Source organism: Roseateles sp. (assembly GCF_049240545.1).
Taxonomy (GTDB): Bacteria; Pseudomonadota; Gammaproteobacteria; order Burkholderiales; family Burkholderiaceae_C; genus Paucibacter_A.
In genome coordinates this window covers 51878-74634 of record NZ_JBMLSK010000049.1, presented here as the reverse complement: position 1 = coordinate 74634, position 22757 = coordinate 51878, and the positions used below count along the sequence as shown (strand labels likewise).

14 protein-coding genes and 2 pseudogenes are annotated in these 22757 nt (G+C 61.6%); 3 read left to right on the top strand and 13 right to left on the bottom strand.

The features are described 5' to 3' along the window. Positions 1–2: 2 nt before the first annotated feature. Together ACOVRJ_RS03170 and ACOVRJ_RS03165 are read left to right on the top strand one after the other, a co-directional pair. Positions 3–722, top strand: a complete 720-nt coding sequence (locus ACOVRJ_RS03170; RefSeq protein ID WP_422042449.1) for a PilW family protein — start codon at positions 3–5, stop codon at positions 720–722. A gap of 8 nt (positions 723–730) precedes the next feature. Further along, on the top strand, positions 731–2608 hold the full coding sequence (locus ACOVRJ_RS03165) for a hypothetical protein (RefSeq protein ID WP_422042448.1): 1878 nt from the start codon (positions 731–733) through the stop codon (positions 2606–2608). On the opposite strand, the gene ACOVRJ_RS03160 is transcribed toward ACOVRJ_RS03165, so the two are convergent. The 13 genes and pseudogenes from ACOVRJ_RS03160 to rimP all read right to left on the bottom strand — a co-directional run bounded on the left by ACOVRJ_RS03160 (position 2594) and on the right by rimP (position 21582). Continuing rightward, complete coding sequence (locus ACOVRJ_RS03160) at positions 2594–3862, bottom strand: DEAD/DEAH box helicase (protein ID WP_422042447.1); 1269 nt, start codon at positions 3860–3862, stop codon at positions 2594–2596. The genes ACOVRJ_RS03165 and ACOVRJ_RS03160 overlap by 15 nt on opposite strands. Positions 3863–3928: 66 nt before the next feature. Continuing rightward, positions 3929–4333 carry a methylated-DNA--[protein]-cysteine S-methyltransferase gene (locus ACOVRJ_RS03155; RefSeq protein ID WP_422042446.1) on the bottom strand — a complete coding sequence of 135 codons (405 nt, stop codon included), beginning with the start codon at positions 4331–4333 and terminating at the stop codon, positions 3929–3931. Between the two features lie 161 nt (positions 4334–4494). Continuing rightward, entirely contained in the window at positions 4495–5511 is a 1017-nt protein-coding gene (gene dusA, locus ACOVRJ_RS03150) for a tRNA dihydrouridine(20/20a) synthase DusA (protein ID WP_422042497.1), read from the bottom strand. Positions 5512–5628: 117 nt separating this feature from the next. Next, positions 5629–7759: pseudogene (locus ACOVRJ_RS03145) on the bottom strand (diguanylate cyclase domain-containing protein); the annotation flags it as partial. Positions 7760–8931: 1172 nt separating this feature from the next. Next, entirely contained in the window at positions 8932–10608 is a 1677-nt protein-coding gene (locus ACOVRJ_RS03140) for a formate--tetrahydrofolate ligase (RefSeq protein ID WP_422042445.1), read from the bottom strand. A gap of 95 nt (positions 10609–10703) precedes the next feature. Next, positions 10704–11822 carry an enoyl-CoA hydratase/isomerase family protein gene (locus ACOVRJ_RS03135; RefSeq protein WP_422042444.1) on the bottom strand — a complete coding sequence of 373 codons (1119 nt, stop codon included), beginning with the start codon at positions 11820–11822 and terminating at the stop codon, positions 10704–10706. Further along, entirely contained in the window at positions 11819–12814 is a 996-nt protein-coding gene (locus ACOVRJ_RS03130) for a DMT family transporter (RefSeq protein ID WP_422042443.1), read from the bottom strand. The genes ACOVRJ_RS03135 and ACOVRJ_RS03130 overlap by 4 nt, the downstream gene beginning before the upstream one ends. A 188-nt stretch (positions 12815–13002) precedes the next feature. Then, entirely contained in the window at positions 13003–14826 is a 1824-nt protein-coding gene (gene typA, locus ACOVRJ_RS03125) for a translational GTPase TypA (RefSeq protein WP_422042442.1), read from the bottom strand. 26 nt (positions 14827–14852) lie between these two features. Continuing rightward, positions 14853–15821 carry a tRNA pseudouridine(55) synthase TruB gene (gene truB / locus ACOVRJ_RS03120; RefSeq protein WP_263536546.1) on the bottom strand — a complete coding sequence of 323 codons (969 nt, stop codon included), beginning with the start codon at positions 15819–15821 and terminating at the stop codon, positions 14853–14855. Positions 15822–15917: 96 nt separating this feature from the next. Beyond that, positions 15918–16280 (bottom strand): annotated as a pseudogene (rbfA, locus tag ACOVRJ_RS03115) (30S ribosome-binding factor RbfA); the annotation flags it as partial. Positions 16281–16382: 102 nt separating this feature from the next. Continuing rightward, complete coding sequence (gene infB / locus ACOVRJ_RS03110; protein ID WP_422042441.1) at positions 16383–19415, bottom strand: translation initiation factor IF-2; 3033 nt, start codon at positions 19413–19415, stop codon at positions 16383–16385. A gap of 68 nt (positions 19416–19483) precedes the next feature. Next, the gene (nusA, locus tag ACOVRJ_RS03105; RefSeq protein WP_422042440.1) at positions 19484–20962 is read right to left on the bottom strand and encodes a transcription termination factor NusA; all 1479 of its coding nucleotides are present in this window, start codon (positions 20960–20962) and stop codon (positions 19484–19486) included. Beyond that, positions 20959–21582, bottom strand: coding sequence for a ribosome maturation factor RimP (gene rimP / locus ACOVRJ_RS03100; protein ID WP_422042439.1), 624 nt, complete (start codon positions 21580–21582; stop codon positions 20959–20961). The genes nusA and rimP overlap by 4 nt, the downstream gene beginning before the upstream one ends. Before the next feature lie 330 nt (positions 21583–21912). On the opposite strand from rimP, the gene fabI reads away from it, so the two are divergent. Next, on the top strand, positions 21913–22701 hold the full coding sequence (gene fabI, locus ACOVRJ_RS03095; protein WP_422042438.1) for an enoyl-ACP reductase FabI: 789 nt from the start codon (positions 21913–21915) through the stop codon (positions 22699–22701). Positions 22702–22757 lie beyond the last annotated feature (56 nt).

Genomic DNA, 22757 nt, shown 5'->3' with positions numbered 1-22757 from the left:
CGATGAGCCCTCGGACAATGCGCCACCGACAAGCCGGCCTGAGTCTGATCAGCCTGATGGTCGGCATGGTGATCTCGCTGATGGCCGTGTTGGGCGCCTTAGCGCTGTACCGCAGCACCACACAAACGGTGTTTGGCGACGGCGGGCTGGTGCGCAGTTCGATGCAAGATGGGCAATTGGCCTCGGGTCTTCTCAGTGCCCAGATCGCTTTGCAAGGTGCAGGCTTTGGCCTGGCTGCCCCCAGCAGCGGCACCCACTTCTTGTTGCTCACCAACGCCTTGCTCAACCCAGATGCACTTACCCTGAGCGGCACGCCGGTGAGCATCACGGCTGCAGCAAAGACCGGCAATGCCGTGGTCTGGATCAGCAACCCGAATGTCGCCGCCAACAGCGCCGACTACCGCTGCAGCGGCCTAGTCTCGGACCCGTCCACGCGCGCGCTCTATTTGATTCAGTCCAGCGGTGCTTGCAGCCCTTTGCTCACCCAATGGGACAAGATCACCTGGCTGCGCCGCACCTTGGTTGAAAGCAGCGTGCTCACACAAGCCGTCAGCTTGACCGTACAGAAAGACAGTGCATGCTGGCCTTTTGGCGCAGTGCCGCAGGCCATCAGCAAGATGGCGGCGCCAACCGCCTCGGTCATGGTCAAAATCGGCTACGGCTCCAGCGTCACCGGCAGCAGCAACACCTACACCAGTTGCCTAGCCAACCTCAGTTCCTGAGACCCATCATGCCCCAAGAAGCCCGGATACCGCGGCATCGAAGCCCAGGAGGCCTGCGACCCCAGTACCGGCAGCGCGGCATTTCCTCCGTGCTCTTCATGCTGCTGAGCGGGCTTTCCTTGGGTGCTATGGTGTTTGGCGCCATCTACTATGTGCGGGGCTTGCAGTCGCAATCCATCACGGTGCATGCGCTGACGCAGGCTCAACTCAAGGCCTGGAGCGGCGTCGAGGCGGTGCGGCAATACCTGTTCCAACTCGGTGCCGCTGAGGCCGCCAAGCTCAGCCCCAACCAGGCGGTGAGCTTCGCCGGCGTCAGCGGTATTGCCGCCAGCGTGGTCGACGTGACGGCCTCTGACACCACCTATTGCGGCGGCGGCACACGCGTCGGCTTCAACATCACCGGCAGCAGCGGCGGCGCCAACGCATTGCTCGCAGCGACCTTTTGCGCCAAAGGCAATGGCGGCACACCTGGCGGTGGCGGCAAGCCGCCGGCCGTCAACATCAAGGGCAATTTGGATCTAGGCGGTAAGCTGGACGTGCTGGGTGACGCCGACACCAAGGTAGTCGTGGATGGCAAGGTCACCGGCAGCGGCAGCCTCAGCGGTATCAATGATCTGTATGCCACCGGCGATATCAGTCTGGGTGGAGGCAACAACCTTGATGTGCTGTTCTCCGAAGGCAATATCGACCTGAGCGGCAGCGGCATCTACAGCAGTGTGCAAGCGATGAAGAACGTGACGCTCAAGGGCGGCGTGGGCGTAGGCAGCTTGACGGCAAACGGCGCGGTCACCCTCGAAAGCAACACCGTCACCGACCTGACCGCGCAAGGCAATGTCACCATGAACAGCGCGGCCAAACTCGTCAATCTGAAGAGCGGCGGCAATGTCGTGGGCAATAACTCCCAAATCAGCGGACAGGCCCTGGTCGTTGGCAACTACGAAGAAAAGAGTAATGGCAGCGTGGCCGGCGGCAAATACGGCGGTAGCCTGATCTCACCGGCCTGGAACACACAGATCAAGATGACGCGGCAAGCCGGTCTGAGCCTGAACGTGACGCCGCTGACAGCCGGCACCGTCAGCTCACCCAAGTTCGATGCTTATGCCTACAAGGCGATTGCGAACTATGCGTTTGAATGGGTCAGCGGCGAGATCAAGGTCACGGTCAACAATGTGAACGGCGTCGCCAACGGCACCTATTTCCTGGAACATGACGGCGGCGGCAACCGAGACTACCTCTGCCCCACCAGCACCTACAGCGCAGCCAGCTGCAAGGTCAAGATCTGCGCCGGCTACTCCGACTACAACAGCTGCTTCGCCTACAACAACGGCAAATGGAGCATCGCGGGCACGACGATGGCGCCCGGTGTCGCCTGGTTCAAGGGCGACCTCGAGACCGGTACCGGCAATTACTACAACAGCTGGATTGCCACGGGCAATATCAACACCGGCGGCAACAATGTGACCTGGGCCGTCAATTACGCCGGTTATGCCAATGTCTGCACCAACAGCCGCTTCCCGGCCTTGGCACCGAGCAATTTCTGCAAAGCGGGCGAAAGCAAACTGCAATCCGTGCCGAGCGGCAATATCGCCTTCGGCGCAGGCGGCTTGGTGGGATCGACCTACAGCGGCGGGCGTATCGATCTGAGTGCATCCAACGACATCTATGGCTCCGTATTGGCCGGCGACATTCTGATCACCGGCGGCAGCACCATCGTGCACGGCTATGTGTCGGCCGGTCGCCTGGGCAGCAACACCGGCAACAGCACCCTGGGTGCCAGCACCAAGATCGATCTGCGCAATCTGCCCTCGGGCTTTGACCCTGGCAACACCGACCCGGTCGCGGCCGAACCCCTCTCGGCTACGCTGCTTTGGTCACGCTACCGCTGAGCCAGCTTGGCGGGCCGCAGCCAGCGCGGCGGCCTCCCGCAGTTTGTCCTTTTTGCTCTTGCGCAGGCCTTTGACGCCGCCGGTGGGCGCAGGCGCAGTGGCCAGATCTGTAGGCTCAAAACCGGCAATCTGCTCGCGCGGCACTCTTTGCCCTTGGCGCTTTTCGATCAAGCGAAAGTGCGCCTCGCCATTGCTGCTGTGGCCGCTGACAAAGCTGATGGCCACCCCGCTTTGCCCGGCCCGGCCGGTGCGTCCAATGCGGTGGGTGTAGTCGGCGGTTGAGCGAGGCAGGTCGTAGTTCAACACCACCGGCAGATCGGGGATATCCAGGCCGCGCGCCGCAATATCGGTGGCCACCAGCACTTGAATCTCCGAATTCTTCAAGGCGGCCAGCACCTTGGCGCGCCCGCCTTGGCTCAGCTCCCCATGCAGAGCCGCCGCCTTGATGCCCTGCTTCCAGAGCTTGTCGGACACATGTTCGGTGGCGTATTTGGTGGCCACAAACACCAACACACGCGTCCAGGCCTCGGTCCCCAACAAATGGCGCAGCAAGGGGGTGCGGCGACTCTCATCGACTTGGATGGATCGCTGATGGATGGCCGAGCTGCGCTCTGGCTCTGCCGCGATTTCGATACGCTCGGGCGCATTCAGCAAGCCATTGGCCAAGGCCTGCACCGCGGGCGCAAACGTGGCTGAGAAAAACAAGTTCTGGCGCTTCTTGGGGCACAAGGCCAAGACACGCTGCAATTCATCGGCAAAGCCCAAATCCAGCAGACGGTCCGCTTCATCCAAGACCAGGGTGCTGAGCGCGGACAAGCGCAAGGCGTTGTGATCCAGCAGGTCCAGCAAGCGGCCCGGTGTGGCCACCACAAGGTCAGCTCCGCCGCGCAAAGCCATCATTTGCGGGTTGATCGAAACACCGCCATAGACCGTTGCCACTTTCAAGGAAACGGGCAGGTCTTGGGCCAAAGCCTGCAGCGCCTCGCCGATCTGAACCGCCAGTTCCCGCGTCGGCACCAGCACCAAGGCACGCGTCTGGCGCACGCCGCTGCCACGCTGCTGCAGCACCAATTGCAAGAGAGGCAAGGCGAAGGCCGCGGTCTTGCCCGAGCCGGTCTGGGCCAGGCCCAGCACATCGGCGCCGCGCAGAATGACGGGAATGGCGGCCGCTTGAATGGCGGTGGGCGCGTGGTAGCCCTGCTCCCGCACAGCGCGAATCAGAGCGGGCGATAGGCCCAGGGTGGCGAAAGACATGGCAAGGCCTTGGGCAGAGAACAGGGGGAGATTTTAAGGCCGGGCTTCAAGCGCGCAGGGCAGGCATCAGAACAAATCGCCCTGCTCGGCCGCTAACTGCCCACTTGCGCGGGCTTCAATCGCCAGCAGCTTCAACTTGGTGTCGGCACCCCCATGGGCCGAAAACCCCACCGGCTTGCCGCCCGCGCCCAGCACCCGATGACAGGGCACGATGGGCGCAAAGGGATTGCTGCCCTCGGCCTGCCCGACCGCCCGCGCCGCACCGGCGAGGCCCAAGCGCTGAGCAATATCGCCGTAGCTGAGGGTCTGGCCCACCGGAATACCTCGTGTGATGGCATGCACCTGCCGCTTGAACTCGGGGATCTCTGACTCATCCAATTGCACGGCCAAGAGCTCAGCGGCATCGGCAGATTCGCCAGCCAAGAGTCGCTGAATGGCTTGAATCGCCTGTTGGATAGGCGGTGTCGGCAAAGCTTCGAGCGCATTCGGGAAGCGCGCTCTGATGCGATCGCGCGTTAGAGCCGCTGTGGCCTCCGGAAGCTGAGAGCCCCTGACGCCCCACTCACTCCATGCAATCGCACAGCAGCCCAAGGCGGTCTGATAGCAATGGAAATAGAGCTGAGGGGCCATCCTCAGCCCGCGTGATCACTCGTTTGCGATTCCCTTTGCGCCAGGGTCTGCGCTTGGTGTTCGGCCACATGCGCCGCAATGCCTTGCCGGGACTGATTCGCCAGCTCCGCCACAGCGCGAGGCGGCAGGGCCTTGTATTGATGGTCCGACCAAATCTGGCGCCAGCGCCGCGAGCCCGCCTGACCGTTCCAAAGCCCGAGTGCATGGCGCATGGCTTGAGTCCAGTGGTGATAGGCACCCGCCGCCACATGGCGCTCCAGATAGTCCAGCCAGACCGACTCCACCTGCTCACGCGAATGCGCCGGATTGGGCGTGCCGAAGAAGCGATGGTCCCAGTCCACCATCTGCCAAGGCTCGTGGTAAGCCTGCCGCCCCACCATCACACCGTCTACATGCTGCAACTGCTCAGCGATCTCATCATCTGTCTTGACACCGCCGTTGAGGACGATGGTGAGCTGCGGAAAGTCGCGCTTGAGTTGATGCACCAGCTCATATCGCAGCGGTGGAATCTCGCGATTCTCTTTGGGAGACAAGCCTTGCAACCAGGCATTGCGGGCATGAACGATGAAGACTTCGCAACCCGCCTCGGCGATTTGGCCGACAAAGTCGCGTACAAACTCGTAGCTCTCGATCTTGTCGATGCCAATGCGGTGCTTGACGGTGACAGGAATGCTCACCGCATCGCGCATGGCCTTGACGCCATCGGCCACCAGAGTGGGCTCGGCCATCAAACAAGCGCCAAAAGCGCCGCGCTGCACCCGCTCGCTGGGGCAACCGCAATTCAGATTGACCTCGTCATAGCCCCACTGCTGCGCCAGCTTGGCGCAGGCGGCGAGATCGGCCGGCTCGGAGCCGCCCAGCTGCAGCGCGACCGGATGCTCCTCCGGGTTGAAGTCCAAATGGCGAGGCTGATCGCCGTGCAGCAGCGCACCGGTTGTCACCATCTCGGTGTACAGCCGGGTCTTTTGAGTCAGCAAACGATGGAAGTACCGACAATGTTTGTCGGTCCAATCGAGCATGGGGGCCACCGAGAGGCGCCAGGGGTTGTTCAGGTCTTGTTGCACGCTGCCATTATCCCAGGCCCAGACTTTGCCACTTGGAGAAGGGGGCAACTCCTGCGGCCCTTGCTGGGTTCAATCGACCGGCGAGTAAGGCGGCTCAGCAAGCGAGGGGCGTTCTCGCACCCAGCGCTCGAACTCCGGGCCGGGCAAAGGGCGACTGATCAAATAGCCCTGCGCCTGATTGCAACCCTGCTCGCGCAGAAAAGCCAGTTGCTGCTCGGTTTCCACCCCTTCGGCGATCGTTTCGCAACCCAAGCTGCGCGCCAGACCAATGATGGTGGCGACGATGGCGCGGTCATCGGCATCGCTGTGGATGTCGCGCACAAAGGACTGGTCGATCTTGAGCCTGTCCATGCGAAACCGCTTCAAATAACTCAGCGACGAATAGCCGGTGCCAAAGTCATCGATGGCGATGCAAACGCCCAGCGCATGCAACTGATTCATGGCCGCCACCACATCATCGGGATGATCCATGGCGATGCCCTCGGTCAGTTCCAACTCCAGACACTCGGGCGGCAGGCCGGTTTCTTTCAGGGTGGCGCTCACCATTTCAGGCAAGCCCATCTCGCGGAACTGCAAAACCGACAAATTGACCGCCACCAGCGGCAAAGCCAGGCCTGCAGCTCGCCAGTCACAGAGCTGCTGGCAGGCGCTGCGCATCACCCAGTTGCCGATGGAGACGATCAGGCCGCTTTCCTCGGCAATCGGAATGAACTCGGCGGGGCTGACCACCCCAAGCGTCGGGTGCGTCCAACGCAGCAAGACTTCAGCGCCGCGCAGCTGACCTTGGACCAAATCGACTTGTGGCTGATAGACCAGGTGCAGTTGCCCCAGCTCCAAGGCCTGACGCAATTCGTTCTCCAGCAAGAGCATGCGTGCCGACTGCGACTGCATCTCCGGCGTGAAGAAGCGATAGGTGTTGCGCCCGGCTTGCTTGGCCCGGTACATGGCGGTATCGGCACACATGGACAAGCTGGCGTAGCTGTCGCCATCACCCGGGAACATCGCGATCCCCAGCGAGCAGCTGACGGCCAAATCATGGCTGCCCAGCTGATAGCGCGGCTGGCATGCGGCCAAGAGTTTGCCCGCCACATGCGCGACACCGATTGGCATCGGTGTTGGGGCAAAGCACCACGAATTCATCTCCGCCCACGCGGCTGACCGTGTCCTCCTCGCGCAGCGCAGCGCTGAAGCGAGCGGCCGCCGCGATCAGCAAGGCATCGCCGATATGGTGCCCCAGCGAATCATTGACGTTCTTGAAACGATCCAAGTCCAAATAGATCAGGCCCAGCGGTTCGTGGTGACGGCGCGCATGGTGAATCGCGTTTTGCACCCGGTCTTGCAACAGCCGCCGATTCGGCAATTGGGTCAAGGGGTCAAATTCAGCCAGCAGGCGGATGCGCTCCTCAGCTTCTTTGCGCTGACTGATGTCCGTGGCGATGGCCATGTAGTGGCTGACCTCGCCTTGGGCATTGCGCAGCACACTGATGGACAGCCATTGCGGATAGGTCCCGCCGCCCTTGCGACGATTCAAGACCTCGCCCGACCATTGGCCCTCGCGCTGAATGGTCTCCCACATCTGGCGATAAAAGCCTTTGTCTTGCCGCCCGGAGGCCAGCATGCGGGGATTGCGCCCCAAAGCCTCGGCTTCAGTGAAGCCTGTGACGGTGCTGAAGGCCTTGTTGACCCGCACCAAGAATCCGTCGCGGTCGGTGATCATGATCACCTCATTGCCATGCTCAAACACATTGGCCAGCAACTGCAATTGCATCTCGGCCCGTTTGCGTTCGATCGCCAAGGCCGTCAGCCGGGCCGCACTCTCGATGATGGTGATTTCAAATGAAGCGGGCGAGCTGGGCTGCTGGCGGTACATCGCGAAGGTGCCGAGCAAAGGCCCCGCGCCCGATCGAATCGGCTCGGACCAACAGGCCGCCAGATTCGCTTTGGCCGCCGCAGCTGCAAAGTCCCGCCACAAGGGGTGCTGGGCGATGTCTTCCACAATGACACGCTGCTGTGTGTAGGCCGCCGTGCCGCAAGAGCCCACATTGGGGCCGATACGCACGCCATCGATGGCCTTGTTGTAAAACACAGGCAGGCTGGGAGCAGCCCCCATTTTCAGGTGCTGGCCTTCTTCATCCAAGAGCAAGATGCTGCACAAGGTGCCAGGCAACATGGCCTCGATGCGGTGGATGAAGGCCTCCAGCACCTCGCCCAAGGCGGCCGAACTGGTCAGCTGCTCCATCATGAAAGCGCGCAGCGCGTCCAAGGCCAAGACCTGATCCCGCTGGTACTGCGCCTCGGCCTTGTGTTGCTCGGCCTTGTGCAACTGCGCCTGCATCTGCGCCAGCCATCCCAACACGCTTTGACTCAAACGCAAGGGCACCTGGATGGGCTGAGAAAAGTCGCCCTGCCCGATGCGCATGATTTGTGACTGAATTTCCAGCGGGCTGCCGCCCAAGGTCCGCGACAGTGCCCGGTAAATCCAAAGCAAAGTGCCGAGCAGGCTCAGAGAGATGATGCTGAGCAAGATCCACATCAACCGGGCGCGCTGTTCGGCGACCTCCACTTGCTGCAAGGTGCGCCCGTCAATCAATTGGAAGTAGGCCTGGATGTGGCCCAAAATTTCCGCCTTGGTCTGCAAATAGCTGGCGTCATTGAGCATCAGGCTGGCGCGCTGGCGTCGTTCCAATTGATCGTCATGCAAACCGTCCACCATCCCGATGGCCTGCAACTCAATTTTGGCCAGCTCGTCCGAGCGCTGCTTGGCCTGAGTGAGATGGTTCAATTCCTCAGGGCTGACGCCTTGCTCACGAATCAGCTCCATCAGGGGTTTGGCAGGCAACTGGGCGGAGGTCGGTGCGCCAGAGGGCAAATCCAACAAGTCCCAGTAAATGCTGCCGATGGGCGCTGGCCGCGGCTTACGCCCATCGCGGATGGCCAAAACGTCCAGATAACGCTGCCGAAACGCCAAGTCCCCCGTGACCACATAGGTGCGAACCATGCGCGTCAGATCATCCGAAGACTGGCGCAACTCTTCGCCGACCTGAACGGTCCGGAACCGTTGTTCATTGGCCCGGTCGACCTGCTTCTCTGACAGCACATAGGCCGCAAAGACGCCGAACAATATGAACACCAACAAGGCCCCAAGGCGCAGCGCCGCATTGAAGCCATGACCGGACATGGCAGACGCGCGAGCAGGCTGACTGATGGAAGATTGGCTGATGGCGGGCATCGTGGTGCAGGCTGCGGGATGCAGCAATGGGCACTTCAGACCATCATAGTCCTGGGCAGGCAGCTAGCAAATAACGAGCAGGGCCGCTTTCATGGCCCTGAGTTTTGGACTGAGCTTGAACCTTCCCCGCCTGGGGGTAGCTCCATTCAGAACAGCCCGCTGATGCGCCCGGTCGAATCCACATCAATGCGCTCCGCCGAGGGCACTTTGGGCAGACCCGGCATGGTCATGATGTCACCGCAGATAGCCACAATGAACTCAGCGCCCGCCGCCAGCCGCACTTCGCGCACGCGCAAGACATGGCCCTCAGGCGCACCGCGCAAGCTGGCATCGCTGCTGAAGGAATACTGCGTCTTGGCGATGCAGACCGGCAACTCGCCCCAGCCGACGTTCTGCCACTCCTGCAGCTGGGCCGCGGCCTTGGGCTCGAACACCACCTCACCGGCGCGGTAGATCTTGCCAGCGATGGCGCGGATTTTGTCGGCCAGGGGCAAGTCGTCGGCATAAACACTGGGCAAGCGCGCCCCGCCCTGCTCGCATTGCGCCACCACCGCGCGGGCCAGTTCGGCCGCACCAGCGCCGCCCTCGGCCCAATGCGTGGCCAGCACGCAGCGCACGCCACGAGCCTGGCAATAGGCCTCGATCAGGGCGATCTCCTCGGCGGTGTCGGCGTCAAAGCGATTGATGGAAACGATGGCTGGCAGGCCGTAATGGGTTTGGACGTTTTCGATATGGCGGCCGAGATTGGCTAGGCCGGTCTGTAGCGCATCGATGGTGTCGCTGCCGGGCTTTTTCGCATCCGCACCACCGTGGTACTTCAGTGCCCGCACGGTGGCCACGATGACGGCGCAGCTGGGCCGCAAGCCCGCTTTGCGGCACTTGATGTCCATGAACTTCTCGGCGCCCAAATCGGCGCCAAAGCCGGCTTCGGTCACCACATAGTCGGCCAGCTTCAGTGCCGTTTGCGTCGCGATCACCGAGTTGCAGCCGTGAGCGATATTGGCAAAGGGGCCGCCGTGGACGAAGGCCAAGTTGCCCTCCAGGGTCTGGACCAGATTGGGCGCAAGCGCATCCTTGAGCAAGGCAGCCATGGCGCCATCGGCCTTGAGCTCGCGTGCGGTGACCGGGCGCTTGTCGGTCGTGCTGCCGATGACGATATTGCCCAGGCGGCGCTTCAAGTCCTCCAGCGATGTGGCCAGGCAGAGGATGGCCATGACCTCGGACGCCACCACGATGTCAAAGCCATCCTGGCGCGGATAGCCATTGCCGGGGCCACCCAGTGCGACGGTGATGTCGCGCAGCGCCCGGTCGTTCATGTCCACCACGCGGCGCCAGCTGATGCGGCGCACATCAATGCCCAGCGCATTGCCGTGATGGATGTGGTTGTCGATCAAGGCGGCCAGCAGATTGTTGGCCAGGGCGATGGCATGGAAGTCGCCGGTAAAGTGCAGATTGATGTCCTCCATCGGCACGATTTGCGCCCGGCCACCACCGGCCGCACCGCCCTTCATGCCAAAACACGGACCCAGTGAAGGCTCGCGCAGGCAGATCATGGCCTTCTTGCCGATGTGGTTCAGCCCGTCGCCCAGGCCCACCGTGGTGGTGGTCTTGCCCTCACCCGGCGGCGTCGGTGAGATCGCGGTCACCAAGATCAAATGCCCATTCGGGCGACTCTGCAAACGATCAAGCTCGCTCAGACTCAGTTTCGCTTTGAAGTGCCCGAAAGGACTCAATGCCTCCTCTTGCAGATCCAGCGTTTGACTGGCCAAAGGGAGAATTTTCTTCAGGGTCGCGGCTTGGGCAATCTCGATGTCGGTGGGCATCAGGGCATCCTCATGGAACGGTTGCGGATGAAAAAACGGCAAGGTCCGGTAAGACCTTGCCGTCATTATGGAGTGCAGCCGCGAGCTGTATTTGCCTACTTCAGGTCTCGCAGCGGATGCGACTCTGCGGTCCAAGGCGAGGCAAAGAAGGCCAACACTTCTTCGCGGCTGACGTCTTCGATGCGGGCTGGGTTCCAGCGCGGCGCATGGTCTTTGTCGACAGCCAAAGCGCGAATGCCTTCCACCGTTTCACTCTGGTCGGCTGGACGCAGATGGAAGCAGTGGTGCACGATATCGCGCTCCATCCGCAGGTCTTCGGCCAGGCTGAGCTTGCGGGCACGGCGCAACTGTTCCAGCGTCACGGCCATCATCAAAGGCGAGCGTTTCTTCAAGGTGGCCAATTGATGCTGCGCCCACTCATCGTCCGCACTGGCCAGCGAGGCCATGATGGCCGCTACATCGGCATGAGCAAAGTGACGATCGATACGGCTGCGCAGGCTGACGTGGTCGGCCGCAGGGGCCAGATCCACATGCTCCATCACCGTGGCGACCACATGTTCGGCACTCGATTGCTCGCCTTGCTTGAAGGCTTCGATCAAGGCCGGCATGGCCGAGCTTTGGACATAGACATCGCCCAAGCTCAACTCGATCGCATCGCCGGCGCCAATCGGCTGCCCCGTCAAGGCCAACCATTCACCCACATGACCCGGGCATTGGCTGAGGAAGTAGCCGCCGCCCACATCGGGGAAGAGGCCAATATGGGTTTCCGGCATGGCGAGCTTGGAATGCTCGGTCAGCACACGTAACTTGGCACCTTGGCTGATGCCCATGCCGCCGCCCATCACCACGCCGTCCATCAGGGCGATATAGGGCTTGGCGTAGTTGTGAATCAGGTGATTGAGCGCGTACTCCTCGGTGAAAAAGTCGCCCAAGGACGCATCGCCGGCCAAGGCCGCGCGATGGAAAAAGCGAATATCGCCGCCGGCACAAAACGCCGCCGGTTTGCCCGGACGCCCTGCACCCATGACCACCACGGCTTCAATCTTCGGCGTACTGGCCCAATGCAAAAGCAAGGCACTCAAATCCCGAATCATGGGCAAAGACAGCGCGTTCAAAGCCTCCGGCCGATTCAAGGTGATCAGACCCAGGCAGCCATTGACCTCGGCCACGATCTGGCCACCAGAACACAATGCAGGAATCATCGGGGGCGTCATGCCTCTCTCCGCGAAGTTTGAGTTGTTGAATTGGAATCAAGCGCGACTGCTTGACGGCGCTCGGACCGCCATCCTAATAGCTCATTGGCGATCAAGGCCAGCAGCACCAAACTCCCGCCGAACAAGGCCGCAGCAGAGGGCGTCTCACCGGCCCAGGCCCAGGCCCACAGAACACCCAGCAGTACTTCCAACTGGGCCAGCAAGGCCAGTTCAGGGCCGATCAACACACGGCTCAGGCTCACCACCAGCAAGCAAGGAATCGCCAGCTGGAACACGCCCAAGCCGGCCAGTAAGACCAGATCGTGCCCATTGGCCTGGAAAGGCCAGGCCAGCGGCAGCATGGCCACCGTGGAGATCAGCGCGCCAAAGAGCACCGCCAAAGGCATATCGTCCACCGCAGAACGAAGCTGCGGCGCAGCAAGGTTTGACTCAGGCAGCGCGGCACTGGCATGGCCCACATGTTGAAGCACACACCAGTTCACCGCCGCGGCCATGGGCACGCCCATTGCCACTAAAATGCCGAGCACGCCTGACGCACTGGCTGTGGGTGAAGCATTAGAAGCAGCCATCTCATGGCCAAACATCCAAGCGATGCCAATGCTGGCCAGAGCAATCGCCCACCAGGTGCGCGCTGGCATCCGGTGCTTCAAGACCAGGCGAGACAGCAGCGCGGTGAGCAATGGCCCCAAAGCCATGGTGACCAAAACATTCGCCACCGTGGTCAGCGTCAATGCCACCATAAAGGCGGTGAACATCACCGCCCAGCAAAGGCCCGAAACCCACACCAGAGCCGGCGCCGAACGCAGTTGCGACCACAGGGCCGGCCCGCGCAGCCAATACAAGCCCAGCAGCAAAGCCAGGGCATTGAAGCCGCTGCGCCAGAAAGTGAGCTCAAAGCCCTGCGCCGCCTCCAGATGACGCGTCACCACCCCCGCCGTGCTCCACAGCAGGGTGACCAACAACATCAGGGCTACAGCACGTCGATGCGTCATGGGCGTTGAATTGAGAGCGGCCCCAAGGGGCCGCATGTGTCTGTCTGACTAGAGCCTCCCTCTTGGAGGGAGGCTGAGCCCGGACTGAAACAGTCCTGAGGACTGTTTCTGCCTGGCGAAGGCCAGGGCCTCCGGACCTGGCTGGATGGAGCCAAACACTGCGCGCAGCAAGCGCGCGGAGCAAGGCTTTAGCCGCGCGACGCGCGCTTGCGCTCGTTTTCCGACAGGTGACGCTTGCGCAGACGCACGCTCTTCGGTGTGATTTCGACCAGTTCGTCGTCGTCGATGAAGTCAACGCCGTATTCCAAGGTCAGGTCGATCGGAGGCGTGATCTTGATCGCGTCTTCCTTGCCGCTGACGCGGAAGTTGGTCAGCTGCTTGGTACGGGTGGCGTTGACCACCAGATCGTTGTCGCGGCTATGGATGCCGACGATCATGCCTTCATACACCGGGTCATTCGGCTTCACGAACATACGACCGCGATCGTCCAGCTTGCCGAGGGCGTAGGTGAAGATTTCGCCGTCGTCCATGGAGATCAGCACGCCGTTCTTGCGGCCGCCGATTTCGCCCTTGTGGGCTTCGTAGCCGTCGAAGATCGACGAGATCAGGCCGGAACCACGCGTCAAGTTCATGAACTCGTTGGAGAAGCCGATCAGGCCACGGGCCGGAATGCGGTACTCCAGGCGCACGCGACCATGGCCGTCCGGCTCCATGTTCAGCATTTCGCCTTTGCGCAGACCCAGGGCCTGCATCACGCCACCTTGGTGGAGTTCTTCCACGTCGGCAGTCACCAGCTCCATCGGCTCGCACTTCACGCCGTCGATGTCTTGGAACATCACGCGCGGCTTGGACACAGCCAGCTCATAGCCTTCACGACGCATGTTTTCCAACAGAATCGTCAGGTGCAATTCGCCGCGGCCGCAAACTTCAAAGATACCGTCTTCGTCGGTTTCCTTCACGCGCAGCGCCACGTTGTGCTGCAGTTCCTTCTGCAGACGGTCCCAGATCTGACGGCTGGTGACGAACTTGCCTTCACGACCGGCCAGCGGCGAGGTGTTGACGCAGAAGTTCATGGTCAGCGTCGGCTCGTCCACCTTCAGCATCGGCAGCGGGCTGGGGTTGGCTTGGTCGGTGACGGTCACGCCGATACCGATGTCCTCGATACCGTTGATCAGCACGATGTTGCCAGGGCCGGCTTCGGTCACTTGAACGCGATCCAGACCTTGGAAGGTCAGCACTTGGTTGATACGGCCGTTGATGGACTTGCCGTCCGGACCTTCCATCACCGCGACTTGCATGCCGGGCTTGATGGTGCCTTGGCTAATGCGGCCCACGCCGATACGGCCAACGAAGGTCGAGAAGTCCAGCGCCGAGATTTGCAGCTGCAGCGGAGCCGCCGGGTCACCGGACTGGGCCGGCACATGCTTCAGCACGGTGTTGAACAGGGCGGACATGTCCGGGCCCCACTGCTCACCGGGTGTGCCCTCTTCCAGCGAGGTCCAGCCGTTGATGCCGGAGGCGTACACCACGGGGAAGTCCAGCTGCTCGTCGGTCGCGCCCAGCTTGTCGAACAGATCGAAAGCGGCGTTGATGACAGCGTCAGGCTTGGCGCCCGGCTTGTCGACCTTGTTGACCACGACGATAGGCTTCAGACCCAGGGCCAAGGCCTTCTTGGTCACAAAGCGAGTCTGGGGCATCGGGCCTTCTTGCGCATCGATCAGCAGCACCACACCGTCCACCATGGACAGGGCACGCTCCACTTCACCGCCGAAGTCCGCGTGGCCCGGGGTGTCGACGATGTTGATGTGGGTGCCTTCCCAAGACACGGCGCAGTTCTTGGCCAAGATCGTGATGCCGCGCTCACGTTCGATGGCGTTGTTGTCCATCACCGTGTCGACGACTTTTTCGTGGTCGGCGAATGTGCCGCTTTGACGCAGCAATTGGTCGACCATGGTGGTTTTGCCATGGTCAACGTGGGCGATGATGGCGATATTACGAATCTGCTTGCTCATACGACACTTTCAAAAAATTCTGGACTTCAAACGGTTGAGGCGGCGTCTGCGGTGCAAAGACTTTGCACCTCCGCGGGGCTCAACAGTCGGTCGGCGATCAAGTCACCGGCCTGGATATGGGCGCTGCCTAGAAAGGCTTGCGGTTCGGGTCCGTAAACCCGCACCTGCGGCGCATCGGGGGCGGCAACACGGCGCCGCAGACCGGTCAAGAAGCGGGCGGCCTCGTCGCTGCTGAGTCGCAGCTCGGGCCAATCCGCCAACAAGGCGTCGGGCGGACGCAGCAAAGCCTCCCGCTCAACTTCGGTCAAGGCCGCCAAGGCGTCCAGACTGATGGCTTGCTCAACATTCAAGGGGCCAGAACCGGTGCGGCGCAGCGCACTCAGCGAGGCACCACAACCCAAGACACGGCCCAGATCTTCGGCCAGCGTGCGGATATAGGTGCCCTTACTGCAGCGCACCGCCAGGGTCAACTGCTCAGCTTGCCAGCCCAAAATGTCAATGGAATGAATCGTGACGCGGCGCGAAGGCCGCTCGATATGGATGCCAGCGCGGGCGTACTCATAGAGCGGCCGGCCTTCGTGCTTGAGCGCCGAATACATCGGCGGCACCTGATCGATCTCACCGGTGAACTGGGCGCAAGCGGCTTCGATCTGCTCTCGCGTCACGGCCTGGGCCGCGGCTTCTTGGCGGTCCAGCACTTCACCCTCGGCGTCGCCGGTGGTGGTGGTCAAACCAAGAAACAGCGTAGCCTCATAGGCCTTGTCGGCATCCAGGCTGACCTGGCTGAATTTGGTCCCCGCGCCAAAGCACAGCGGCAACAAGCCGGTGGCCAAGGGGTCCAGCGTGCCGGTATGGCCGGCCTTCTCCGCCCGCAACAGCCATTTGGCTTTTTGCAGAGCGTCGTTGCTGGACAGGCCCAGCGGCTTGTCCAGGAGCAGCACACCGTGCACGGCACGGCGCTGGATCCTGGTGCGCGGGGCTTGGGTGGTCGTCATCGGATGAATTTACTCGGATGCGCGGTCTTTGGCATCTGCCGATGGCGCTTCGCCCTCGGCGGCAGGCACCTCACCTTGAGCCTCAGCTTGCGCCTCGTCATCCAAAGCCCGTGTGGCATTGGCCTTGTTGATCAAGGCGCTCAGTTCGGCCGCACGCTCAATGGTGCGGTCGTAATGGAAATGCAAGCTGGGCACGGTGTGGATCTGCAGACGCTTGAACAAGCCGTTACGCAAGAAACCCGCCGCTTCGTTCAGGGCCTCGCCGGTTTCCACCGGGTCGCCGACCAGCACCGAAAAGAACACCTTGGCATGCGCATAGTCAGGCGTCACCTCGACGGCATTGACCGTGGCCATGCCGATGCGGGGATCTTTCAGCTCGCGGATCAACTCGGCCAGATCGCGTTGGATCTGGTCGGCCACACGAAAGCTGCGGTTAGGGATGACTCGTTTATGTCGCATATTCAGCTACTCCTTGCTCGGTACTCATTGCCCTGACCCACAAGTACAAACCCCGCCACTCTTGGGAGGGCGGGGTTTGCTCTGGATGAGGGCAAATCCGCCTTACAGCGTTCGGGCCACTTCCTTGACCTCGAAGAATTCCAGCTGATCGCCCTCGGCGATGTCGCTGTAGTTCTTCAGCTTGATACCGCACTCGAAGCCTTCGCGGACTTCGCGCACATCGTCCTTCATGCGCTTGAGTGTGTCGATCTCGCCGGTGTAGATCACCACGTTGTCGCGCAGCAAGCGGAACTTGGCCGAGCGGTTGACCGTACCTGCAGTGACCATACAGCCGGCAATCGTGCCGATCTTGGTCGCCACGAACACGGTGCGAATCTCAGCCATACCGATGACTTCTTCGCGCTGCTCAGGGGCCAGCATGCCGGTCATCGCTGCCTTCACCTCATCCACGGCGTCGTAAATGATGTTGTAGTAGCGCAGATCAACCGCATTGCCTTCGGCCAGCTTGCGAGCGCCGGCGTCAGCACGGACGTTGAAGCCAATGATGACGGCCTTGGAGGCGATCGCCAAGTTGACGTCCGACTCGCTGATGCCACCGACGGCAGCGTGCACGATCTGAACCTTGACTTCGGGCGTCGACAGCTTGAGCAGCGAGGAAGCCAGCGCTTCTTGCGAACCCTGCACATCGGACTTGATGATGATGCCCAGCGTCTGCACATCGCCAGCGGCCATGTCGGAGAACATATTCTCCAGCTTGGCGGCCTGTTGACGCGAGAGCTTCACATCACGGTACTTGCCCGAGCGGAAGGTGGCGATTTCACGGGCACGGCGCTCATCGGCCAAGACCATGAATTCATCACCAGCCTGCGGCACTTCGGTCAGACCCTGAATTTCCACCGGGATGGACGGGCCGGCTTCGGTCGCAGCCTTGCCGTCTTCGTCCAACATGGCGCGAACGCGGCCATAAGTCGAACCGGCCAGCACCACGTCGCCGCGCTTCAAGGTACCGGATTGCACCAGGATGGTGGCCACAGGGCCGCGGCCTTTGTCCAAACGCGCTTCGATCACCAGACCCTTGGCCATCGAGGCCACAGGCGCGGTCAATTCCAGCACTTCGGCTTGCAGCAGCACTTGTTCCAGCAAGGCATCCATGCCTTCGCCGGTCTTGGCCGAGACGGGCACGAACGGGGTGTCGCCACCAAAGTCCTCAGGCACCACGCCTTCGGCCACCAGCTCGCCCTTCAGGCGCTCGATATTGACGCCCGGCTTGTCGATCTTGTTCATCGCCACGACCAGCGGCACACCGGCCGCCTTGGCGTGGTGGATCGCTTCCTTGGTCTGGGGCATCACGCCGTCGTCCGCCGCCACCACCAGGATGACGATGTCGGTGGCCGTGGCGCCACGAGCACGCATCGCCGTAAAGGCCGCGTGACCCGGAGTGTCCAGGAAGGTGATCATGCCGCGCGGAGTTTCCACGTGGTAGGCACCGATGTGCTGGGTAATGCCACCGGCTTCGCCAGCAGCCACACGGGCACGACGAACATAGTCCAGCAGCGAGGTCTTGCCGTGGTCGACGTGACCCATGACGGTGACGACAGGCGCGCGCGGCAAGGCTTCGGCCTGCTCGGCAGCGGCGCCCTCTTCCTCGAGGAAGGCATCCGGATCGTCCAGCTTGGCGGCAAAGGCCTTGTGGCCCATTTCTTCGACCAAAATCATGGCCGTTTCTTGGTCCAGCTGCTGGTTGATGGTGCACATCTGGCCCAGCTTCATCAAGTGCTTGATGACCTCAGAGGCCTTGATGGACATCTTGTGTGCCAAATCGGCCACCGAGATGGTCTCAGGAATGTGGACCTCTTGCACCTGCACTTCAGCCGGTGCGACAAAGGTCGAAGGCGCACCGCCACGACGATCGGCGCCGCGATCAGCGGCACCACGACGGCCACCGGCCGCACCGCGGCTCGGCGCACGCCAGCCGCCAGCGGCAGGACGGGCACCGCCAGGTGCAGCAGCACCGGCAGGCTTGGCGCCGCCACGTTTCTTGTCATCCGACCAGCTGGAAGAGAGCTTCTCGGACTTGACCGACTTCTTGTCACCAGGCTTGGCCGCTGTGGCCGAACCCGGAGCAGCCGCGCCTGGGGCGCCGACCTTCTTATGGATCGTGCCAGTGATGGCCTCCTTGGGGGCCTCGGCTGGCTTGGGCTCTTCCTTCTTCGCGACCATCACCTTCTTGGGTGCGTTCATCATCGCGCGGATGGCAGCAGCTTCTGCTTCGGCGGCCTTGCGGCGGCGCTCCAAATCAACAGCCTTTTGCTTCTCTTCGGCACCCACATCCACCGCCTTCACCACACGCAATGCGGGCTTGGGCGCTTCGGTCGGCGCAACTGTTGCAGGAGCAGGGGCGGCGGCTACAACCGGGGCCGGAGCCTCAACCGGGGCAGCAACAGGCGCTGCAGCAATCGGCGCAGCGGCAGGAGCCGCAGCGGCGGATCGAGCCGCAGCAGCGGCGCGATTGATAGCGGCCGCTTCACGCGCCACAGATTCTGCGGTCGGGCGGGCTTTGTTTTTCTTGGCAGCAGCAGCTTCGGCAGCTTCGGCAGCGGCGCGAGCAGCGGCCTCTTCAGCGGCGCGGGCATCAGCGGCTGCCTTCTCTTGACGACGCTTCTCTTCGGCTTCACGCGCCAAACGATCGGCTTCCTCGCGCTCACGAACGCGAGCGGCGAGTTCCTCCTCTTGCTGGCGCAGCGAAGCGGCCTGGGCCTTGGCCTCCTCTTCGCGACGCTGCAAGTCCGCCTCCTCGGCGGCAGCGGCAGCGGCCTCATCGACGCCGGTCGCTCCGTCCATCTTGACGAAGGTACGCTTCTTGCGCACTTCCACCTGAATAGTGCGGGCCTTGCCGCTGGCATCGGCTTGCTTGATTTCGCTGGTCGATTTGCGGGTCAGCGTGATCTTCTTGCGGTCGGCGCTAGCGGTTCCGTGCGAGGTACGCAGGTAGTCCAGCAGACGTTCCTTGTCGGCTTCGTTCAAAGCGTCATCGGGAGACGCGGTCTTGACGCCTGCTGCTTGAAGCTGCTCAAGCAGCGTGCTCGCAGGCCTTTGTAGCTCTGCGGCAAACTGGGCGACGGTGGTCACAGCCATTGTTGAATCCTTAACTTATGCGGTCGGTGCTGGGCGAATGATCGGGATCAGGGTGAGGCCCAAAAGCCTCAAGCCGTGAACCAATGTTCGCGGGCCTTCATGATCATGGTGCGGGCAGCGCCCTCGTCCATGCCAGCGAGTTCAACGAGTTCGTCGACGGCCAAATCGGCCAGGTCGTCGCGAGTGTGGATATCACCATCAGAGAGTTTGCCGATCAGATCGGGCGTCATGCCCTCCAGATCACGCAGGTCTTGAGAAACTTCCTCGACCTTCTCTTCACGGGCGATTTCCATGGTCAGCAGAGCGTCTTTTGCGCGGGTACGCAACTCAGTGACCGTGTCCTCGTCGAAGGCCTCAACTTCCAGCATTTCCTGCATAGGCACATAGGCCACTTCTTCCAGGCTGGTAAAACCCTCGGCGATCAGGATATCGGCGACTTCAGCATCCACATCGAGCTTCTCGATGAAGAGCTTGCGCACCGATTCCGATTCCTGCTCATGCTTCACGGCCGATTCCTCGGCCGACATGATGTTGATACGCCAACCGGTCAGCTCGGAAGCGAGCCGCACGTTCTGGCCGCCACGGCCGATGGCAATGGCGAGGTTTTCTTCGTCCACCACCACGTCCATGGCATGACGTTCTTCGTCCACCACGATGGACTGCACATTGGCCGGTGCCAAAGCGCCGATGACGAATTGAGCCGGGTCTTCCGACCACAGCACGATGTCCACACGCTCGCCGGCCAACTCATTGGTCACGCCGTTGACGCGCGAACCCCGCACACCAACGCAGGTGCCGATTGGGTCGACGCGCTTGTCGTGAGAGAGCACCGCCAGCTTGGCACGCGAGCCGGCATCACGCGCGCAGCTCTTGATTTCCAGCAGACCTTGTTCGATCTCAGGCACTTCCTGGGCGAACAGCTCGGTCATGAACTGGGGCGCGCTGCGCGACAGCATGATCTGCGGGCCACGTTGCGTGGGGTCCACACCCAGGATCACGGCGCGAACCCGGTCACCGGTGCGCAGGTTTTCCTTGGGGATCATCTCGGTGCGCTTCAGGCGACCTTCGATACGTCCGGACTCGGCAATGATGTCGCCCTTGTCCAGACGCTTGACGGTGCCGACGAAGATTTGCTCGCCGCGCGCCAAGAAGTCGTTCAGCAGTTGCTCACGCTCAGCGTCACGGATCTTTTGCAGAATGACCTGCTTGGCGGCTTGCGCACCAATGCGACCGATAGGCACCGATTCGATTGGCTCTTCGATGTGGTCTTCCACCTCGATGTCAGGAATTTGCTCCTGAGCTTCGAACAGCAGGATTTCAGCGTCGGGGTTTTGCAGGCCAGCCTCATTCGGCACCACATGCCAGCGACGGAAGGTCTCGTAGGCGCCCGACTCGCGATCAACAGAGACGCGAATATCAGCTTCGCCACCACACAGCTTTTTGGTGGCCGAAGCCAGAGCGGCTTCGACAGCACCAAACACGACGTCGAGTTCGACGCTCTTCTCGCGAGAAATCGCGTCCACCAACATCAACAGTTCGCGGTTCATTGATCAGGACCTCCGTCTACTTTGTCATCTTTTCGCGCCGGCTTGCTCCGCGCCGGCTTCTTGCTAGGCGCCGGCTTCACGCCGCGACCCTTGAAGCTGATCGCAGGCACCAAACGCGCCTCACGCACCTCTTCAAGAGAAAAATCCAAGGCCTGGTCGGCCTTGCCATCATTGAAAACCACACGCCAGGCATCCTGGGGGGCTAACGCTGGTACCGCAGCCTCAACCTCAGCCGACGACTCAACAGCCTCAGCATCCAAAGCGACTTGGGCGTTCAGGACGCCCCGGTACTTCTTGCGCCCCTGAAAAGGCATGCGCAGGGTCAGCTCGATCTCTTCGCCCACAAAACGCGCGTAATCAGCGGCCTTCTTCAAGGGGCGATCCAACCCGGGCGAGGAAACCTCCAGCCGCTCATAGGCACAAGCCTCAACTTCGAGCAAATACTGAAGCTGCCGCGTCACGCGCTCGCAATCCTCAACGCTGATCAACTCGCCCGCCAAAGCCTGCTCAGGCAGTTTATCGATGTACACACGCAGCAATCCAGCCGGACTGCGCTCGCAGTCCACCAAGTCGTAACCCAGACCGGTTACGGTTTTTTCAACAGCTTCTTGCCAATTCATGCGTGGTATTTCTTCGATCTCTCTTGCTTATTCACGACTCGCTCGCGCAAATCAGGTCAGCGGCTCAAATTTTATGCAAAGAACGTTCAAGCAAAAAAAATGGGCTGGATGAATCCGCCCAACCCTGCTCGCTCAACCGCCCCAGATTTCAACGCGTCGCGCCGAAGCTGTCCGATCTGCTTTTGGACACCTGATTGACCGAAAAGCCGATCAAGCCGCCCTAGCGAAGCGAGGATTGTACTATGCAAGCACCGTGCCGACAAGCTTGAAGCTTGCAAGCCTGCAATGCCATGCGAAAATCCGAAGCTGATTCAAATTAAAGGAGCCACTATGGGATTTCTCGCAGGCAAGCGATTGCTGATCACCGGCCTACTGTCCAACCGATCCATCGCTTACGGCATTGCAAAAGCCTGCCACCGCGAGGGTGCGGAATTGGCGTTCAGCTATCAAGGCGAACGATTCAAAGATCGCATCAGCGAGTTTGCCGCCGAGTTTGATTCCAAACTGGTGTTTGATTGCGACGTTTCCAGTGACGAACAGCTGGAAGCCCTGTTTGCAGATCTGGGCCAAGCCTGGCCCGAATTTGACGGATTCGTGCATTCCATCGGTTTTGCCCCACGCGACGCGATTGCCGGCGACTTCTTGGACGGCCTGACGCGTGAGAACTTCCGCATTGCGCATGACATCTCGGCCTACAGCTTCCCGGCCATGGCCAAGCTGGCCGCACCGCGCCTGCGCGCTGGCGCCTCGCTGCTGACCCTCTCCTATCTGGGTGCCGCACGCTATGTGCCGAATTACAACACCATGGGTTTGGCCAAGGCCTCACTGGAAGCCAGCGTGCGCTACCTCGCGCAGTCGATGGGCAAGCGCGCGGTGCGGGTGAACGGCTTGTCGGCTGGCCCGATCAAGACCCTGGCCGCCTCGGGCATCAAGGACTTCGGCAAACTGCTGACCCAGTTCGCTGCCAACACACCCATTCGCCGCAATATCACGATTGAAGATGTGGGCAATGTGGCCGCCTTCTTGCTGTCGGATCTGGCTGCCGGCGTCAGCGCCGAAATCATGTATGTGGACGGCGGATACAGTCATGTCGCACTCACAGATGAGGAGCAAGGCTAAAGAGCCTTACCAGCCAAAGGCCACAGCAAACGCTGCGGCCCTGCAAACAAAAACGG

What these genes read in the sequence shown, in the direction of transcription:
- ACOVRJ_RS03170 (WP_422042449.1), top strand. Translation starts at nt 3, where the DNA reads ATGAGCCCTCGGACAATGCGCCACCGACAAGCCGGCCTGAGTCTGATC.
- ACOVRJ_RS03165 (WP_422042448.1), top strand. Translation starts at nt 731, where the DNA reads ATGCCCCAAGAAGCCCGGATACCGCGGCATCGAAGCCCAGGAGGCCTG.
- ACOVRJ_RS03160 (WP_422042447.1), bottom strand. Translation starts at nt 3,862, where the DNA reads ATGTCTTTCGCCACCCTGGGCCTATCGCCCGCTCTGATTCGCGCTGTG.
- dusA (WP_422042497.1), bottom strand. Translation starts at nt 5,511, where the DNA reads ATGCTCGATTGGACCGACAAACATTGTCGGTACTTCCATCGTTTGCTG.
- ACOVRJ_RS03140 (WP_422042445.1), bottom strand. Translation starts at nt 10,608, where the DNA reads ATGCCCACCGACATCGAGATTGCCCAAGCCGCGACCCTGAAGAAAATT.
- ACOVRJ_RS03135 (WP_422042444.1), bottom strand. Translation starts at nt 11,822, where the DNA reads ATGACGCCCCCGATGATTCCTGCATTGTGTTCTGGTGGCCAGATCGTG.
- ACOVRJ_RS03130 (WP_422042443.1), bottom strand. Translation starts at nt 12,814, where the DNA reads ATGACGCATCGACGTGCTGTAGCCCTGATGTTGTTGGTCACCCTGCTG.
- typA (WP_422042442.1), bottom strand. Translation starts at nt 14,826, where the DNA reads ATGAGCAAGCAGATTCGTAATATCGCCATCATCGCCCACGTTGACCAT.
- truB (WP_263536546.1), bottom strand. Translation starts at nt 15,821, where the DNA reads ATGACGACCACCCAAGCCCCGCGCACCAGGATCCAGCGCCGTGCCGTG.
- infB (WP_422042441.1), bottom strand. Translation starts at nt 19,415, where the DNA reads ATGGCTGTGACCACCGTCGCCCAGTTTGCCGCAGAGCTACAAAGGCCT.
- nusA (WP_422042440.1), bottom strand. Translation starts at nt 20,962, where the DNA reads ATGAACCGCGAACTGTTGATGTTGGTGGACGCGATTTCTCGCGAGAAG.
- rimP (WP_422042439.1), bottom strand. Translation starts at nt 21,582, where the DNA reads ATGAATTGGCAAGAAGCTGTTGAAAAAACCGTAACCGGTCTGGGTTAC.
- fabI (WP_422042438.1), top strand. Translation starts at nt 21,913, where the DNA reads ATGGGATTTCTCGCAGGCAAGCGATTGCTGATCACCGGCCTACTGTCC.